Annotated in this window: 17 protein-coding genes; 11 read left to right on the forward strand and 6 right to left on the reverse strand. The window is 63.5% G+C overall.

What is annotated here, in order from left to right:
• Positions 1–90: 90 nt before the first annotated feature.
• Both CUJ90_RS16950 and CUJ90_RS16955 read right to left on the reverse strand, forming a co-directional pair.
• A complete protein-coding gene (locus tag CUJ90_RS16950; RefSeq protein WP_114163243.1) occupies positions 91–2,373 on the reverse strand; it encodes an NADP-dependent malic enzyme in 2,283 nt (760 codons plus the stop codon).
• 322 nt (positions 2,374–2,695) lie between these two features.
• Positions 2,696–3,928 (reverse strand): MFS transporter, encoded by a 1,233-nt coding sequence (locus CUJ90_RS16955; RefSeq protein WP_114163244.1) that lies wholly within the window; start codon positions 3,926–3,928, stop codon positions 2,696–2,698.
• 403 nt (positions 3,929–4,331) lie between these two features.
• Here CUJ90_RS16955 and CUJ90_RS16960 point away from each other — a divergent pair, with 403 nt between their 5' ends.
• On the forward strand, positions 4,332–5,018 hold the full coding sequence (locus tag CUJ90_RS16960) for an orotate phosphoribosyltransferase (RefSeq protein WP_073432187.1): 687 nt from the start codon (positions 4,332–4,334) through the stop codon (positions 5,016–5,018).
• Positions 5,019–5,121: 103 nt separating this feature from the next.
• On the opposite strand, the gene CUJ90_RS16965 is transcribed toward CUJ90_RS16960, so the two are convergent.
• Positions 5,122–5,811 (reverse strand): response regulator, encoded by a 690-nt coding sequence (locus CUJ90_RS16965; RefSeq protein WP_073432186.1) that lies wholly within the window; start codon positions 5,809–5,811, stop codon positions 5,122–5,124.
• Positions 5,812–6,069: 258 nt separating this feature from the next.
• Between CUJ90_RS16965 and CUJ90_RS16970 the strand changes: the two genes are divergently transcribed.
• The 7 genes from CUJ90_RS16970 (at position 6,070) to CUJ90_RS16995 (ending at position 12,891) form a co-directional block, all read left to right on the forward strand.
• The gene (locus CUJ90_RS16970; protein ID WP_073432185.1) at positions 6,070–6,672 is read left to right on the forward strand and encodes a YbhB/YbcL family Raf kinase inhibitor-like protein; all 603 of its coding nucleotides are present in this window, start codon (positions 6,070–6,072) and stop codon (positions 6,670–6,672) included.
• A gap of 255 nt (positions 6,673–6,927) precedes the next feature.
• Positions 6,928–7,500, forward strand: a complete 573-nt coding sequence (locus tag CUJ90_RS16975; RefSeq protein WP_114163245.1) for a flavodoxin family protein — start codon at positions 6,928–6,930, stop codon at positions 7,498–7,500.
• A gap of 189 nt (positions 7,501–7,689) precedes the next feature.
• A complete protein-coding gene (gene argC, locus CUJ90_RS16980; protein ID WP_114163246.1) occupies positions 7,690–8,637 on the forward strand; it encodes an N-acetyl-gamma-glutamyl-phosphate reductase in 948 nt (315 codons plus the stop codon).
• Between the two features lie 237 nt (positions 8,638–8,874).
• Entirely contained in the window at positions 8,875–9,075 is a 201-nt protein-coding gene (locus CUJ90_RS32390; protein ID WP_152035354.1) for a hypothetical protein, read from the forward strand.
• 58 nt (positions 9,076–9,133) lie between these two features.
• Entirely contained in the window at positions 9,134–10,555 is a 1,422-nt protein-coding gene (locus CUJ90_RS16985) for a DUF2957 domain-containing protein (protein WP_114163247.1), read from the forward strand.
• 98 nt (positions 10,556–10,653) lie between these two features.
• A complete protein-coding gene (locus CUJ90_RS16990; RefSeq protein ID WP_114163248.1) occupies positions 10,654–11,898 on the forward strand; it encodes a DUF2957 domain-containing protein in 1,245 nt (414 codons plus the stop codon).
• Positions 11,899–12,066: 168 nt separating this feature from the next.
• Positions 12,067–12,891 (forward strand): OmpW/AlkL family protein, encoded by an 825-nt coding sequence (locus CUJ90_RS16995; protein WP_114163249.1) that lies wholly within the window; start codon positions 12,067–12,069, stop codon positions 12,889–12,891.
• 269 nt (positions 12,892–13,160) lie between these two features.
• Here CUJ90_RS16995 and CUJ90_RS17000 read toward each other — a convergent pair whose 3' ends face one another.
• Positions 13,161–14,030, reverse strand: coding sequence for an NAD(P)-dependent oxidoreductase (locus CUJ90_RS17000; protein ID WP_114163250.1), 870 nt, complete (start codon positions 14,028–14,030; stop codon positions 13,161–13,163).
• A gap of 94 nt (positions 14,031–14,124) precedes the next feature.
• On the opposite strand from CUJ90_RS17000, the gene CUJ90_RS17005 reads away from it, so the two are divergent.
• Positions 14,125–14,880 carry a Mut7-C RNAse domain-containing protein gene (locus CUJ90_RS17005; RefSeq protein WP_073432178.1) on the forward strand — a complete coding sequence of 252 codons (756 nt, stop codon included), beginning with the start codon at positions 14,125–14,127 and terminating at the stop codon, positions 14,878–14,880.
• A 111-nt stretch (positions 14,881–14,991) separates the two neighbouring features.
• Entirely contained in the window at positions 14,992–15,270 is a 279-nt protein-coding gene (locus CUJ90_RS17010; RefSeq protein WP_073432177.1) for a hypothetical protein, read from the forward strand.
• A 225-nt stretch (positions 15,271–15,495) separates the two neighbouring features.
• On the opposite strand, the gene CUJ90_RS17015 is transcribed toward CUJ90_RS17010, so the two are convergent.
• Positions 15,496–15,708, reverse strand: coding sequence for a hypothetical protein (locus CUJ90_RS17015; RefSeq protein WP_006052583.1), 213 nt, complete (start codon positions 15,706–15,708; stop codon positions 15,496–15,498).
• Positions 15,709–15,930: 222 nt separating this feature from the next.
• Positions 15,931–16,683, reverse strand: coding sequence for an IclR family transcriptional regulator domain-containing protein (locus CUJ90_RS17020; RefSeq protein WP_114163251.1), 753 nt, complete (start codon positions 16,681–16,683; stop codon positions 15,931–15,933).
• Between the two features lie 291 nt (positions 16,684–16,974).
• Here CUJ90_RS17020 and CUJ90_RS17025 point away from each other — a divergent pair, with 291 nt between their 5' ends.
• Positions 16,975–18,186 (forward strand): RtcB family protein, encoded by a 1,212-nt coding sequence (locus tag CUJ90_RS17025; RefSeq protein ID WP_114163252.1) that lies wholly within the window; start codon positions 16,975–16,977, stop codon positions 18,184–18,186.
• Positions 18,187–18,199: the final 13 nt, after the last annotated feature.

The raw sequence follows: 18,199 nt of genomic DNA on the forward strand, positions 1-18,199 counted from the left end.
AAAACGCCACGGAATCGACTCCCGCGGCGTTTTCGTCAGCTTGTCGCGAACGCCGCGATGCGGCGCCGCTTCACCATCAAACTACCTGCATTACTGCGCGTTGACCTTCTTGCGTGCGTTAGCCGAAGCCACCGCCGTCATGTTGATGATCCGGCGCACGGTCGCAGCCGGCGTGAGGATGTGCACCGGCTTTTCGGCGCCGAGCAGGAACGGTCCCACCGTCACGCCTTCGCCGCCGACCATCTTCAGCAGGTTGTACGTGATGTTCGCCGCTTCCACATTCGGCATGATCAGCAGATTCGCTTCGCCCGTCAGTGTCGTGCCGGGGAACGCGGCCTTGCGGACCGCCTCCGACAACGCCGCATCGCCGTGCATTTCACCGTCGATTTCAAGCGACGGCGCGCGCTCCGCAATCAGCTTGCGCGCCGCGGCCATACGCTGCGACGACGACGAAGGCGCGCTGCCGAAGTTCGAATTGGACAGCAACGCCACCTTCGGCGTGATACCGAACTTCTCGATTTCGCGCGAAGCCAGCATCGTCATGTCGGCGAGTTGTTCGGCGGTGGGCGTTTCGTTCACGTACGTATCGCAGATGAACAGATTGCGGCCCGGCAGCATCAGCAGATTCATGGCGGCGAAATTCTGCACGTTTTCGGCCTTGCCCAACACCTGCTCGATAAAGTTCAGATGCGTGTGGTACTGACCGATCATCCCGCAGATCATGCCGTCCGCTTCGCCGAGGCGCACGAGGATCGCGCCGATCAGCGTATTGAACTTGCGCATCGCGGCCTTGGCGACGTCCGGCGTGACGCCTTCGCGCGCGCCGAGTTCGTGGTACGCCTGCCAGCATTGCTGATAACGCGGATCGTCCTCGGGATCGACGACCTCGAAGTCTTCACCGCACTTGAGCTTCGAGCCCACCTTCTTCAGACGCATCTCGATTACCGACGGACGGCCGACCAGAATCGGCTTGGCGATCTTTTCCAGCAGCACGAATTGCGCGGCGCGCAGCACGCGCTCGTCCTCACCTTCGGCGAACACGATGCGCGCCGGCTCCGACTTCGCTGCGGCGAACACCGGGCGCATCACCATGCCGGTGCGATACACGGTCGTGCCGAGTTCTTCACGGTACGCGTCCATGTTCTTGATCGGACGGGTCGCGACGCCCGAATCCATCGCTGCTTGCGCGACGGCCGGCGCGATCTTGATGATGAGGCGCGGATCGAACGGCTTCGGAATCAGATATTCCGGGCCGAATTCGAGCGAGTGACCTTCGTAAGCCTTCGCGACTTCATCGCCCTGATCGGTTTCTTCCGCCAGTTCGGCGATGGCGCGCACGCACGCGAGCTTCATCTCTTCCGTGATCGTGGTCGCGCCGACATCCAGCGCGCCACGGAAGATGAACGGGAAGCACAGCACGTTGTTGACCTGGTTCGGATAGTCCGAACGGCCCGTCGCGATGATGCAGTCCGGGCGCACTTTCTTGGCTTCCTCGGGGCGGATTTCCGGCTCCGGGTTGGCGAGCGCGAGAATCAGCGGCTGCGTGCCCATTTCGGCGACCATTTCCGGCTTCAGCACGCCGGCGCTCGAACAGCCGAGGAACACGTCGGCGCCGCGGATCGCGTCAGCCAGCGTGCGCGCGTCGCTGTTCGCCGCGTAGCGCTCCTTCGACGGATCGAGATTGCCGCGGCCTTCGTAGATCACGCCCTTCGAGTCCGCGACCAGAATGTTCTGCTTCGACAAACCGAGATTCACCAGCAGGTCCAGGCACGCAATCGCCGCCGCGCCCGCGCCCGAACACACCAGCTTCACTTCGTCGAGTTTCTTGCCGACCACTTTGAGGCCGTTCAAGATCGCCGCTGAAGCGATGATCGCGGTGCCGTGCTGGTCGTCGTGGAAGACCGGAATCTTCATGCGCTCGCGCAGCTTCTTCTCGATATAGAAGCATTCCGGCGCCTTGATGTCCTCGAGGTTGATGCCGCCGAGGGTTGGCTCGAGCATCGCGATCGCTTCGACCAGTTTGTCCGGATCGGACTCGTTGAGCTCGATATCGAACACGTCGATGCCGGCGAACTTCTTGAACAGACAGCCCTTGCCCTCCATCACCGGCTTGGCGGCGAGCGGACCGATGTTGCCGAGACCGAGCACCGCCGTGCCGTTCGTGATCACGCCGACGAGGTTGCCACGCGAGGTGTACTTCTGCGCGTCGAGCGGTTCTTCGTAGATCGCCATGCAGGCCGCGGCGACGCCCGGCGAGTACGCAAGCGACAGGTCGAGCTGGTTCGACAGCGGCTTGGTGGGCGTGACCGAAATCTTGCCGGGTTTCGGGTTCTGGTGATAGGCGAGAGCGCTTTGCTTCAGTTGTTCGTCCATTTTTTGGCCTGCGAGACGTAAGAAATTGGGCCCGGCACACCGCACCGTTGGCGTCGCTTGCATCTATCGAATGAATGATCGACTGAGGCGGTTTTCGCATGCGCCGGTTGGGCGCGGCGTCGAACCTCGGCGGAGGACAAGACGGTGCGGAAGTGCTGCGCGGGTCGGTTAGTGTACACCCCGGATGCGTCGATGCACTGGGTGGTTAACGCGGCGCGCCATTGGCGAAACAGCGGCGGACAATGCTGCAACGCCGCATCCAGCGGGCATTCGGCGCGTTGTCATGCATCGGCATTTGGGCGTCATTGGCGGTCGTCCAAACTTACTGAAGCTCGGCGCCGCGCCGTTCGGGAATCAGAAAAAGCGTCGCGAAGATGTCGAGCAAATAGATCGACGCGAGCACGGCGAGCGCGGCGCCGAACGAATAGCGCGCGGCCAGCGCATCCACCGCGACCGGCCCAAAACCGCCCATCGCCCGTCCAATGTTGAACAACACGTTCTGCGCGGTGGCGCGCGCCTCGGTCGGATAAAGCTCGGAGATCAACGCGCCATAACCGCCGATCATCCCATTGACGAACACGCCCATCGCCGCGCCACCGATCAGGAGCGTCATGGGCGTCGTCAGATGGGCGTAGACAAATACCATCACCACCGCGCCCGCCTGATAAAACAGAAAGGCCGGCTTGCGGCCGAAGCGGTCGGCGGCCATGCCGAACAGCCAGATGCCGCACGCCATGCCGAGCACCGTGACCGCGGTCCACACGCCGGATTTGGTCAGCGAGTAGCCGAAGGTTTTCGACAGATAACTCGGAAGCCAGATCACCAGCCCGTAATAGCCGAAGTTCTGCACCGAGCAGAGAATCGCGACGCCCATGCTCGCGCGCGCGGTCCTTCCATCGGCCACCAGCAATTTCAACGGCAGCCTGCGCATGCCGCGCGCCGCGCGCTCGGTAAACAGCGTCGGCTCCTCGACCCGCCGTCGTACAAAGAAAGACACCACGGCGGGCAGCAAGCCAAGCGCGAACATGCCGCGCCAGCCGATCACTGGCAACAGCACCGGCGTCAGCAAAGCGGCGCCGAGCACGCCGAACTGCCATCCGAGCCCGACATACGACGACACGCGCGCCCGCTGCGACGCCGGCCACGCTTCGGCCACCAAGGTCATCCCGATGCCGAACTCACCGCCTAACCCGATGCCGGCGATGGTCCGATAGGTCAATAGATCGGCGTAACCTTGCGCCAGCGCGCACAAACCCGTGAAGACGGCGAAGATCAGGATGGTCCACGTCAACATTCGCACGCGTCCGAAATAGTCGCTCAATACGCCGAAGATCAGACCGCCCGCCACCGCGCCGATCAGCGTCCACGTGACGAGCAAGCCGGCCTGCGCGGAACTCAGATGCAGGTCGGCGGCAATGGCCGGCAGCATGAAACCGAGGATCAGCAGATCGAAGCCGTCCATTGCATAGCCGAGCACCGAGGCGATCAACGCGCGGCCGGCGTAGCCATTCCTGATGGATGCACCGGCAGCGGCAGCGGGGGAAACGGCGGTCATTGAAGCTATTCCGTAGGTGGGACGGCCGGCAACGATAAACCGGCGCGCAGGAAATTCGCGTGAGTGTAAAGGCGCCCCAGCCTGCTCACAAGCTGACCAAAAAGCCTATGCGAAACCGCCGGACAGCCGCTCCCGCCACCGCCCCGGCGACCCGCCCGGCGCGCTCCCCACGACCGCCATTCGCCGCCGGCGCGCACCACCGCCTCCTCGAAAGTGCTCATTTCGAGTAAAATGTCGGCCTACGCGCGCAGCAAAAACCGGCCTGCACTCCACTGACCGGTTGCGTATCCGCCCATCAAGGCGTGCCTATCAAGGCGCCGCCCAGCATGGCGCGGCATACGTCGCTCGCTGCGCCACCGGGCCCCGCGTCCGCTTCTCCCCGCTCACACCCAAGGATTCGCCCATGACAGGCTTCGATCGCCAGACGATCTCCGACACCACCGCCAAGATGCTGCTGGAAGTCCAGGCAGTGCACTTCAACGCGGAGAAACCGTACATTTTCACGTCCGGCTGGGCGAGCCCGGTTTATATCGACTGCCGCAAGCTGATTTCGTATCCGCGCGTGCGCCGCGGCCTGATGGAAATGGCCGAAACCACCCTCCTGCGCGACGTCGGCTATGAGCAGATCGACGCCGTCGCCGGTGGCGAAACCGCCGGCATCCCGTTCGCCGCATGGCTTTCCGACCGCCTGATGGTGCCGATGCAATACGTGCGCAAGAAGCCGAAGGGTTTCGGCCGTAACGCGCAGATCGAGGGTCTGCTGACCGAAGGCCAACGCGTGCTGCTGGTCGAAGACCTGACCACGGACAGCCGCAGCAAGATCAACTTCATCAATGCGCTGCGCGGCGCGGGCGCCACGGTGAACCACTGCTTCGTGCTGTTCCACTACAACATCTTCAAGGAAAGCGTGTCCGTGCTGAAAGACATCGACGTCGATCTGCACGCGCTCGCCACGTGGTGGGACGTGTTGCGTGTCGCGAAGGAAAACAGGTACTTCGACACGAACACGCTCGACGAAGTGGAAAAATTCCTGCATGCGCCGGCCGAATGGTCGGCAGCCCACGGCGGCGCCACCTCGGCGCCGCAGTAAGCACCCCGGCAACGAACGCGGCCGCTTATGCGGCCTGAATGACAAGGCCGCCTGTCTCATCGACAGGCGGCCTTGTCTTTTTGCTCACGAAAAGCACGTGAAATTAATGCAGGTCGCCCTTGTCTTCCACGGAGTGAGACGAGAGATTCAGCAGGCCGTTGCTCTGCGCATACTGGAACAACTCGGAATCGCGATCGATGCCGAGCTTGCGCATCGCCGTATTTTTCTGCGTGCTGATGGTCTTGATGCTGCGATTGAGTTGCTCCGAGATTTCCTTGATCGTCATGCCCGACACGAACAGGCGCACGACTTCGAGTTCGCGCCTCGACAGCATCACCTCTTCGTTCTTGCCACCGGCGTTCATGCGCAGCGCATCAAGCGACGCCTTGACGGACGGACTCATGTATTCGAGGCGGCGGCTCACGTGCTGCACCGCGAGGCCGATATGACTCAGATCATCCGACTTGTTGACGACCGAGGTCACGCCAATTTCGCTCAACCGCTTGAGCAACGCGGCATTCTCCAACATCGTCAGCACGACAATTGGCAGATCGGGAAAATTGCGGCGCAGATAGCCGATCAGCGGCAGCCCATCGCCATACTGGCCGCCAGGCATGGCCAGATCAGTGACCAACACGTCGCAAGCAACTGTTTGCAGCACCTTGATCAGTTCCGTTGATTGTCGCGCCCGTGCGACGACCTGCAATCCGGGGAATTTGAGCAAGGCTTGCTCGGCGCCGAACAGAATTACCGGATGGTCGTCGGCGACCACGACCCTGACTGGATCTTGCATTGCGCTCCCCTCTACGAATAAACCACTCTCCAGAACATCTGACATGTCTTTTTTCTTCGTACTTAGACTGATCGCTTATACGGCCCCGCTCCACGCGGATAATCCTCGGACTATAGCTGATTTCGGGTGGGCAAAGGCGCCGAAGCACAACAATGATGCGCAGAGCTAATGTTAGACTTGATCCGACCCTGGGGCACGGAATAGGGACAATAACCATCGCGCGGCCACCGCCTCGCGCCCTGACAGGAGAACCGGCACATGCGCTCGCGTTGCCTGGTTGTTTCGCTCGCTTCGCCATTTCGCCGTATGCCGTCGTTCACTTGCGCGATGCTGGGTCTCGCGTTAGTGGCGGCGAACGGCCCTCATGCGCTCGCCGAGGGTGCATTCGCGCTGACCAGCGCCAGCTTTCGCTCCGGCGGTACCGTTGACGCCGCACAGGTTTTCAATCAGGACGACTGCAAGGGCGGCAATCGCTCGCCGCAGTTGACGTGGCGCGACGCGCCGCCCGGCACCCGCAGTTTCGCGGTCACCATGTTCGATCAGGATGCGCCGGGCCGCGGCTGGTGGCATTGGGCGGTGGCGGGCATTCCGGCCACCGTCGGGAGCTTGCCGGAGAACGCCAGTTCCTCCGGCTTCCTGAAGAAACTCGGCGCGGTGGAGGCCCGCAACGACTTCGACATCGACGGCTATGGCGGCCCTTGCCCGCCGCCCGGCAAACCGCATCGCTACGTCATCACCGTTTATGCGCTGAACACGGCCGACCTCCGCCTCGCGCAAGGCCGTCCCGCGCTGATGTTCGATCACGAGATCGGCACCGCGACGCTTGGCAGCGCGCGGATGGTCGTCAATTACGGGCGGTAGCTTCGGCTAGTGCGTCGTGCGTCGACCGGATGCGCCGCTGGGCGACCGCAGCGATGCCCGGCCGCCGGGAGGCACAGGGCGGGCCGAGGACGGGCAGACTGTTGCGATCAGATTGCCCCGCCGCGAACTTCCCGTCATCCGCGCGAGCTAATGTGTGCAGCCGGACTAGAAACGGCATGCTTCCAGATGTGCGGCGCCGCAGCATCCGCGTGCGGTCGCTGAATCCACGTCCTCTTTCACTTGCCGGAGATTGTCATGTCGAAGATCGTCATCGCGTATCACAGCGGCTACGGCCATACGAAGAAAGTAGCGGAAGCCGTACTAGCGGGCGCGCTCGAAGCCGGAGCGGACGCGAAACTCCTGCCGGTCGGCGAGCTCGACGACGCGTCGTGGGCCGAACTCGCCGCGGCCGACGCCATCATCTTCGGTGCGCCGACGTACATGGGCGGCCCGTCCGCCGACTTCAAGAAATTCGCCGACGCAAGTTCGAAGCCGTGGTTCGGCCAAACGTGGAAAGACAAGATCGCGGCCGGTTTCACCAATTCGGCGACCATGAACGGCGACAAGTTCTCGACGATCCAGTACTTCGTCACGCTGGCGATGCAGCACAGCATGATTTGGGCGGGCACCGGCATGATGCCGTCGAACACCAAGGCGGCGACCCGCAACGACCTGAACTATGTCGGCGGCTTCACTGGCCTGCTCGCGCAGTCCCCGGCGGACGCTTCGCCGGAAGAAGCGCCGCCCGCAGGCGATCTGGAGACGGCGCGCATGTTCGGCGCGCGCATTGCCGGCGTGACGGCGCGTTGGATCGGCGCGACACGCTAGGCAAGCACCCGGTTCGCCGCGAACCGGACGGCATCGGCCCGCATCTACCCGACAACAGGTCATGCCGACGTCATATTCGGCGCGCATCGTCGTTTTTTCACCCGTTCTGCACGCCTGCGGCCATGAAGTCTTAAAATAACGTTCCCGCGCGGCGTCGCGCCCCGTTTCCAGCAAGCCAGTGAGATCGAGATGAGCACGAAAGTTTTTGTCGACGGACAGGAAGGCACGACCGGCCTGAAGATTTTCGAATACCTGTCGCAACGCGCCGACGTGGAGATCCTGCGTATCGAGGAAGCGAAGCGCAAGGACATCGAGGAGCGTCGCCGTCTCATCAATGCTTCGGACGTCACGTTCCTGTGCCTGCCCGACGTCGCCTCGCGCGAATCGGCTTCACTGGTGGCAAACGAGCGCACGGTGCTGATCGATGCCAGCACCGCCTTTCGCACGGCCGCCGACTGGGCCTACGGCTTGCCGGAACTGGCGCGCTCGCAGCGCGAGCGTCTGCGCACCGCCAAACGCATCGCCGTGCCGGGCTGCCACGCGTCGGCCTTCGTGCTGGCCATGCGCCCGCTCGTCGAAGCAGGCGTGGTGGCGCCGGAGTTTGCCGCGCACGCTTACTCGATCACCGGCTACAGCGGCGGCGGCAAGAAAATGATTGCCGACTATGAAGCGGCCGGCAACCAGAAGCTCAAGAGTCCGCGCCCCTACGCACTCGGTCTCACGCACAAGCACCTGCCCGAAATGGCCGCGCATACCGGCCTGAAGGCGGCGCCCGTCTTCACGCCGATCGTCGGCGACTTCTACAAGGGTCTCGCGGTCACCACCTTCTTCTCGCCGAGCCAGTTCTCCAAGAAGACGACGCCGCAAGACGTGCAAGCGCTGCTCACCGAGTACTACTCGGGCGAGGCTTTCGTGCGCGTCGCGCCGTTCGATGCGGAAGCCAACCTGGACAGCGGCTTTTTCGACGTGCAGGCGAATAACGACACCAACCGTGTCGACCTGTTCGTGTTCGGCAATGAAGAGCGTTTCGTGACCGTCGCGCGCCTCGACAACCTGGGCAAGGGCGCGTCGGGCGCGGCGATTCAGTGTATGAATCTGGCGATCGGCGCCGACGAGGAAGCCGGTTTGAACCGCTAAACAAGTTTGCTTATACGCGCGACAATTCGCTGTCGATTCGTAAAGAAAGCCGGTCTCTAAAAGACCGGCTTTTTGTTTTAAAAACACCTCCTTTTAAATGACATTCCCCTGCAGTTAATCAGCAGCAATCCGATTTCTTTCAAAATGAAATAAATAGTCTGCCGATCAATGCGACGGTAATTGTTTCTGATTTCGACCCATGCAGCATAGTTTTCCGCGTAGGGAAACTCCGGATTTTTGGCCGAACGGTCGTTCGAAGATGATAGAGCCATTTTGCTCAAAGGCTTGCCTGCAAAGGACATGCGGGGAAGCAACGGTATCGCGCCCAACGCGAAATCTCCTTTTCTGTTTAAAAGGATGGCCATCGTCCGCACGGTGCGCGTCCGGCAAAAAACCGCGCTGTTTGAATCGGCCTTTTTAGACGGCTCATTCAATTGACAGGCATTAACCTCCCGGCGAAATTACTTCGCACAATTACACGAAGGGAGACAACAGCATGTCGCACGCCATTATTCGAGGCCTGGCGATGGCCATTGCCACGGCCCCAATCCTGATCGCTTGCGGCGGCGGCAAGGCCGACAATCCAGGCGCTATCGACACGCCCCAATGCTCGGGTTCGAGTTGCGGCGTGCAAGGCCCGCCCGCCTCGGGCGCTCAGGCTGCGGGCTTGTGTCCGGCCACCGCCGACATCGCAAAGAACACCTTCCTCGGCGGCGCCGGTAGCGGCGAAGTGGTCCAGTTGAACATCGACGCAACGGCGATGACGTACACGCTGAAGTGGCTCGAGTCACCGATTCCGCTGCGCACCGGCACCGTCACGCCGACGCGCGCCGGCACGCAGATCACCGGCGCGGTGATCCACCCGCCGACCGGCACGCTGCCCACCGCCGAACAGACGCGCTGCGCGTTCATACTCGGCGCGGGCACCGGCACCGCCGCAGGCGACGGCCAGCCTTATACGACGGCCGATTTCACCCACAACCCCAATCCGCCGATGATCCTCGTGGGACTCGGCGTGGCGGGCGGCGGCATTCCGGGAGCCACGGTGCAGTTCGACGGACTGGACATTCCGCTGGTCGGCTCGGGTATCGGCGCGGTGCCCAGCCGCCATTTCGACTTCTATCCGTTCCTCGGCTTCGCCAGCACCACCACCGACATCACGAAACTGCCCGGCTCGTATAACGGCCTGCTGTATCACCTCGCGCCGTCGGGCAGCTATGCGACGGTCGCGACCAACACGGTCGAAACGTTCGACGCCAGCGGCACCTGCACGAGCAGCAACACGACTAATCCGAACTACTCGCCGAATGCCGGCGGCTGCCTGAGCACCGGCAACCCGTGGACGCTGAACGGCAACGGCTATTTCGACAGCCAGCAAGCGCCGCAAATCGTGCCGCAGTTCAAGCTGCCGATCATCGGCGCGACCGGCAAGTCGGCGACGGCGCACATGATCCTCGGGCAGATCAACGGCGCGACGGTGCCGCTCGTCGTGCGCACGGGCTTTATCAACCTCGGCACCGCCCCATTCCATCTCGACGCGAAGGTCGACGACGAATCCGGCATCGCGATGCTCGCCGCGGCCACGCCGCTCGCATCGGGCGGCTTCGACGGCGGCTACGCCGGCGCGGATTCGAACTTCAAGTACACCGCGACGCTGATCCAGGGGAACGTCGGCACGTTCATCAACCCGAGCACGTCGGCGGCGGAAAGCGGTTTCGCTCTCGGCTATGGACTGCAGAGCCCGGGGCTCGTCGGCGTGCAGGACAGCAACGGCAAGACCGGCTTCGCGATTGCGTCCGGCGGCCTTTACGCCATCGAAATCCAGGGCGCGGAGAACGGCGGCATCGCGTCGACGTCGGCCAACGCCGATACGCCGAGCACGCCCTACTTCGGCATCGGAGCGCAAATCAGCAAGTAACCGGCGAAGGCTTGCCAGGGGCACTCAGAGACATCACTAAAGCAAAGGTGGCTGGACAGGGAGCCGGCCACACACAACGAGAAAATTCAGGAGGCGGTATGACATGGAGAATCCTTTCGGTGCTCGCTCTTGCTGCACCGTTGCTGGCAGCGTGCGGCGGTGGCGGCGGCGGCGATGGCCCAGTGACCGAAGTGCGCTTATGCCCCGCATCGCTCGACTACGGCACCGTGTTTACAGGCGGTGGCGGTGACGGCGAACTGGTCAAGCTGCAACTCGACACCAGCAAGATGACCTGGCAGGTCAGCTACATCGAATCGCCGGTCCCCGCGACCACCGGCACGGTCGTGCCGACCCGCGCCGGCCTGACCGCCAGCGGGACGCTCACCCAGGAAACCCTGCTGCCGACGAACAAGCTCAACCAATGCGCGTTCCGGCTGAACGGCGCGAGTCTCGATCCGGCTCGTCCGGCGCGGATTTTCGTCGGCGAAGGCGTGGCGGGCGGCACGATTCCGGGCGCCGAGATTTCGTTCGGCGGGATTCTCGGCGTGGGCGCCGTGCCCGACACCACGTTCCCGTACTACCCGTTCATCGGCTTCTCGTCGATTGAAACGAGTCTCGCGAACGTGGCCGGCACCTACAACCAGCTCGGCTATCACCAGGTTCCGTCGCAGAACTTCGCGCCGGTCGCGGTCGACTCCAGGATCACGATCAATGCGGACGGCACGTGGACCGAGTGCGACAACACCGGCATCAACGCCGGCAAATGTCAGCAGCCCGGCACGAACTTCGCGCAGGCCGCCGACGGCAGCGGCGCGTTCCAGACCAACAACTTTCTCGGACAGGCGAAGCCGACGCTCGCCAGCACGCCGAAAGCGCGCGGCTACATGATCGTCGGCAAATTGCGCAACCAGTTGGTGCCGATCCTCGTGCGAACCGGCGCGGCGAACTCGTCGGTCACGGTGCCGCAGAACGGCGAACTCGGACCCTACGCGGACGACGAATCGGGCATCTCGATCCTGGCGCCGCAAAGCGCGGTCGCGGTGAACGCCCCGAACGGCGAGTACGTCGGCGTGGATAGCCAGTTCGACTATCGCACCACCGCGCTCGAGGGCAAGCAGGCCACGTTGCTGGATCCGTTCAACGCATCGCAGGCATCGCTCGCCACCGCGCTCGATCTGGACTTCACGCAAGCCGTCCCCGGTCTGGTGACGACGACGCACGTGGGCGCATCCACGGGCGCCACGCCGACCGGAAAGATGATCTTCACGGGCGGAGTGTTCGGCTACCTCGATATGACCAACGCGGCCTCGCCGTACTTCACGATCGGCGCGTTCGTCCAGTAACCGACGCATCACGCGCCGCCCATTGGCAATCAGGCGTTCGCGCCGCGGCCGACGCGTAGCGTTGCAACGCGGCAGCCCGCGCTCGCCCGGCGTTCAGCGCGCCGGCGGGTAGACAACCGCCGCCGCTCGCCGCGCGATCACTGCGACGAGCGTCCCAGGAGGAGCAGCATGAAAAAAATCTATCTCACGATCTTGGCCGCCTGCTTGTCTGCGGGCGCGCACGCTCAGCGTGCGGGCGACAACGTCGCCGCGCTTGGCTGGTTCCACGTGATGCCGCAGGACTCGAGCACACCGCTCACCACCAACGTCGCGCCGACGCCGATCAATACGCCGTTGCGCCTGCCAAATTCGTTCACGTCGGCCGGCACGAGTTTGTCGACCAATAACGCGAACACCGTCGGCCTCGTGTTCAGCCATTACCTCACCGATCACATCGCGGTGACGACCGTGGCAGGCGTGCCGCCGGTGTTCAAGATCTACGGCCACGGCACCATCAGGCCGCCCGGACCGGCGGGCGCGCTCGGCCAGCAGGATCTGGGCGACCCGCAAGCCAATCCGATCGTGAAAAGCGTGCGGCAGTGGAGTCCGGCGCTGCTGTTCCAGTACTACTTCAATGCGCCGACGGCGAAGTTTCGGCCGTTCGTCGGCATCGGCGTGTCGTACAACTGGTTTTCCGATATCCAGTTGAGCCAGAACTTCGTGCAGTCGACGCAGAACAATCTCGGCGCCGTGCTCGCCGCCGGTGCGGGCAAGCCCGGCAAGACCCAGGTGTCAGCGAAGGCGTCGTCGTCATGGGCGCCGGTGTTCAATGCGGGCCTCGCGTACAACATCACGGAGCATTGGGGCTTGGTGGCATCGGTCACGTACATTCCGCTCAAGACGACGTCGTCGGTCATCATCAAGGCGGCGGACGGTACTGAACTGGGCGTCTCCCGGGCGGACCTGAAGGCCGATCCGATCATTTCGTTCCTGGCCGTCTCGTACAGGTTCTGAGTTCAGCGCGGGTGTGTGGCAAAGCCGGCGGTCTTGTGCAAAGGCCAGCCGGCTTTTTCATTTATAGGGAGCTGGAAAATCGGGGCAAAAAAAAGCCCGCCTAAGTTGGCGGGCTGAATCCATATCAGAGGAGACATGGAGGAGACAAGGCAAACTATAGCAAATCGTTTGGTGCGGCGCAACATTCAAATAAGGGTTGACCCTCAACGTTGCTAAAATGCAACACGTCGCGCGAGGCTCGCAAGGCGCAATGACCGCGCGACGGATGCCTAGCGCCCGGCCCGCCGCGCTGCGACCTGCCCAAGCACGGCGAAGTCTTTCTCGCCGTCGCCGTGAGCGACCGCTTCGAGCAGACTGTCGCGCACCACGCTTGCGATCGGGAGCGGCGTCGTCACGGCATCGGCCGCGGCGAGCGCGAGACGCAGGTCCTTCAGCCCGAGGCGCGCCTTGAAGAGCGCCGGCTCATAGCGCTGCTCCGCGATCATCTTGCCGTAGCCCGAATAGACCGGTCCGGTAAACAGGCCGCTCGTGATGATGTCGAGGAAATCCTGCATCGCAAGGCCGTGGCCGGTCACGAGCGCGCCCGCTTCGCCGAGTGTCTCGACGGCCGCGCCGATCATGAAATTAGCGGCGAGCTTCATGACGTTCGCCTGCTGCGGCAGCGAACCGATGCGCCATGTTTTCTGACCGATCACGTCGAAGATGGGCTGAACCTGGTCGATCGCTTCGGCCGGGCCGCCGGCGACGATCGTCAGCTTGCCCGCCGCCGCGACATCCGGCCGCCCCAACACCGGCGCGGCGACGTAGTGGACGCCGCGCGACGCGTGCGCGGTCGCGAGTTCCTCGGCCAGCGCCACCGAAATCGTCGCCATGTTCACGTGGATCAGGCCGCGTGGCGCATGTTCGAGCAGCGTCGCGGTCACGACTTCGCGCAACGCGGCATCGTCGGCGAGCATCGAGAATACGGCGTCGCCCGCGAACGCTTCAGCCGGCGTCGCGACGATCCTCGCGCCGGCGTCGGCGAGCGGCTGCGCGCGTTCCGGCGAGCGGTTCCACACGCGCACCTGGTGCCCGGCTTTCAACATGTTGGCAACCATCGCGGCGCCCATCTCGCCCAGGCCGATAAAACCGATGTCCATCTGTCGCTCCATCTTCTAAAGAACTGGAAGTAAAGCACACCCATGCAACACGTGCAGGAGAGCGCGCAGCGAAACACGGTGCGATACTGCTGCGATGGTGACCGCGACATTCCGCTTCTATGAGGAGCTGAACGATTTTCTCGCCCGGCCGCTGCGCCGGCGCGCGTTTAGCTACGCCTGCGCGCGCGGCGCAAGCGCGAAGCACATGATCGAGGCGCTAGGCGTGCCGCATACCGAGGTCGAGTTGATTCTCGTGAACGGCGAGTCGGTCGGTTTCGATCATCCGCTGTCGGACGGCGATCGCGTCGCCGTCTATCCGAAGTTCGAAGCGCTCGACATCCAGCCGCTCCTGCGCGTGCGCGAACGGCCGCTGCGAGTGATGCGCTTCATCGCCGACGCGCATCTCGGCGGTCTCGCACCGCTGTTGCGGCTTGCCGGCTTCGATACGCTGTTCGACAACCATTACGCCGACGCCGACATCGAAACCCTCGCCGTCGCGCAACAGCGCATCGTGTTGACGCGCGACCGCGAACTACTGAAACGCCGCAGCATCACGCACGGCTGCTACGTTCGTACACTGAGGCCTCGCGAGCAGTTGCGCGAGGTGTTCGAGCGGCTCGATCTGGCGGGCAGCGCGCAGCCGTTCCGTCTGTGCCTGATGTGCAACGCGCCGCTGCGGCGCATCGCCAGGGAAGAAGTCGGCGCGCGCGCCCCCGACGGCGTGCTGGAACGGCACAGCCAGTTCGTCACCTGCGACGTGTGCCGGCGCGTGTTCTGGGAAGGCACGCACTGGCAACGAATGCGCGCGTTGATGGATAGCGTGGCGGGCGCGCGGAACGCGTCCGCGTGAGGTTGCTGGCTGCGTCTTGCGCACCGTCCAGACGCGTAATCGGCGCCGCGCGCGCGACGCCTCGCGCGGTGCGTACAATGCGGGATTACTTATCTGGCAGAGGCCTTCCGTATGGCGATGAAAAAAACCGACCTTGAAAAGAACAAGGCACTCAAGCTGAACAACGCAATGAAGTTGTCGACCGCCGATCGCTTCGGCAAGGCCGCTGCCGCCGAGCCGAAGCTCGATCGTCGCGAGCAGCGCAAGCTCGACCAGGCACAGGGCCTGGTTGCATTCGCGTGCAAGCTGAACGGCGAGTTGGTCGCTGAGCTGAAAGAGCGGGCGGCCACCCATCCCGAAGGCATGACCGGGTTGCTGAACGAAGTCATCAAGCGCGGCCTCGCGGGCTGAGCGGTGACAGGCCACGCTTAGCTAGCGTGGGCGCCGGGCTCGCGCTTTTCGAGCCGTGACAAGGCGCCGTCGAATGCGTCGCGCAAGCACCGATCTGCGGAAAACCCGCAAAAAACACCGCTGTCATGCAAAAAGGCCAGAGTACGCGCTCTGGCCTTTTTACTGGCGATGCCTTAATCCGAACCACCCGGCAACCGCGCTTTGCGCGGCGCGCCGGGCGTCAGCTTAGTTCTGCGTGCCCTTGTCGTTCGTGCCGGCTGCCGACGCTGCGGCCGCAACCGGAGCGCGCTTGCCATGCGACTTCAGCTTCTTCACGTGGTGCTTCTTCGGCGCGCTAGCTGCAGCGGCCGGTGCAGCTGCGTCCGATGCCTGTGCGAAAGCTTGAACGGAAACCAGTGCGATCGATGCTGCTGCGAGCGAGACGATAACTTTTTTCATGTGTTGTTCCCCAAACCTGGACGACTGAGTCGATGTGAATGAATTAGCTGCACGGTGAAGCGGCTGCGGTTAAAACCCCCGCCGCTCCCCGCGGGAGAGTATTACCCAGTTGTAGGCGGTTTGTCATGCGCAATACCCGATATGTATTTTCCGCGAGACAGCTTGCTTTCGGGATGCTTTCACTCATTAAGCCCCTATCTCAAGAAAATTACCTGGCCGCAGTCAAACCAGGTTGCGCAGCAGACTGGCGGTTTCCTGCAAGGTCGGTAGGACACGATGCAGCGCGGCTTTCGCCGACTCGTCGCCGATCGGCATGCTGACGCTAATGGCCGCCACCACCGCACCATGCCGGTCACGCAAAGGCACCGCGACACCACGCACGCCCAACTCCAGTTGCTGATCGGTGACCACGAAGCCATTGCGGCGGATTTCGCCGAGCACTTCGCGCAAGCGCTCGATGGTCGAATAGGTGTGCGGCGTGAACACCTTGATGGGATAGGACGCGAGCCACTGCTCGATGCTCTCGGGCGCCTGAAACGCCAGCAGCACCAGGCCCGCCGACGACAACGGCGCAGGCGCCCGCGAGCCCAGCACGAAGCCGACCGCCATCGCCCGGTTCACGCCGTTGCGCGCGACGTAGACCACATCGTGTTCATCGAGGATCGCGACCAGCGCGGTTTCCTGAACCGTCGCGGTGATGCGCTGAAGAAACGGCTGCACCGTGCGCGGCAAGCGCGCCGAATCCAGATACGACTGGCCGAGCCGCAAGACACGCGGCGCGAGCCAGAACAGCTTGCCGTCGGTGTCGACGTAACGGAGTTCGTGCAAGGTCAGCAGATAGCGGCGCGCCGCCGTGCGCGACAGACCCGCGCGAGCGGCCACGGCGGTCGGCGTCATGCGCGCATGTTCTTCGTCGAATGCTTCGATGATCGCCAACGCCTTCGCGGCGCCGGCGATCCAGTCTTTCTCGTCCATTGCATGTGCCTAAAAGTCGGGCCGGCTCGGTGGTCGGTAGTATCGGAGGTTGCATGGCCGCTGCGCGATTATCGCGCGAGTCGCTCGATGTGGTGCGCGCGTTTCGATCCGCGTTCGCTTGGACCATGCGGTGACGCGCACGTCGGCGCGAAGCTCCGCGCCCGCTTCATGCTTCGTCTGTAGCGTGGTCAAGCTTCGTGAGGGCGCCGCCAGTCGCCCGAGGGCGCGCAAGCGTCATAGCTGGACGGCCGCGCGGAAAGCGCGGCCGCATCGATTGGAGAGAGAAGCAAAATGGATTACCAACTGATGGAAGTAGCGGACGGCAAGCCGGTGAAAATGTGGACCGAAGGCGTCGCCGTCGACGACTTCGCGCGCGACCAACTCGCCCACGCCGCGAAACTGCCGTTCATTTTCAGGCACTTGGCCGTCATGCCCGACGTGCACGCCGGCAAAGGCTCCACGATCGGCAGCGTGATTCCGACGCTCGGCGCGATCATTCCGGCTGCGGTCGGCGTGGATATCGGCTGCGGCATGATGGCCGCGCGCACCACGCTCAACGCCGCCGATCTGCCGGACTCGCTCGCGGGTCTGCGCAGCGCGATCGAACGCGCGGTGCCGCACGGCCGTGCGCCGGGCCGGCGCGATCCAGGCGCGTGGGATCGGCCGCCGCAGCCGGTCGACGTTGCATGGAAAGCGCTCGCCGAAGGCTTCAAGCGCATCGTCGACAAATATCCGAAACTCGCGCGGACCAACAACTATGTGCATCTCGGTACGCTCGGCACCGGCAATCACTTCGTGGAAGTGTGCGTCGACGAAGCAAACTCGGTGTGGTTTATGCTGCACAGCGGCTCGCGCGGCGTCGGCAACGCGATCGGCAACCTGTTCATCGAACTGGCGCAGGCGGACATGCGGCAGCACATCGCCAACCTGCCGGACCGCAATCTTGCCTACTTCGAGGAAGGCAGCGCGCACTTCGACGATTACGTGGAAGCGGTGGGCTGGGCTCAGGACTATGCGCGGCGCAATCGCGAACTGATGATGGACGCGGTGGTCCGCGCGGCGCGGTCGGTGATCGCCAAGCCGTTTTCGCTCGATGAGCACGCGGTGAACTGCCACCACAACTACGTGCAGAAGGAGCGTCACTTCGGGTCGGAGATTCTGGTCACGCGTAAAGGGGCGGTGTCGGCGCAGAAGGGTCAGCTCGGCATCATTCCGGGTTCGATGGGCGCGAAAAGTTTTATCGTGCGCGGCCTCGGCAACGCCGAAAGCTTCTGCTCGTGCAGCCACGGCGCGGGGCGCTCGATGAGCCGCACGGAAGCCAAGCGGCGCTTTTCCGTCGACGATCAGATCAAGGCGACCGCGCACGTCGAATGCCGTAAGGACGCGGGCGTGATCGACGAAATCCCGATGGCCTACAAGGACATCGACGCTGTGATGGCCGCGCAGCGCAGCCTCGTCGAAGTGGTGCACACGCTGCGGCAGGTGGTGTGTGTGAAGGGATAGCCGTGCAGGGGCC

Origin of the sequence: Paraburkholderia terricola (assembly GCF_003330825.1) — a bacterium.
Taxonomy (GTDB): domain Bacteria; phylum Pseudomonadota; class Gammaproteobacteria; order Burkholderiales; family Burkholderiaceae; genus Paraburkholderia; species Paraburkholderia terricola.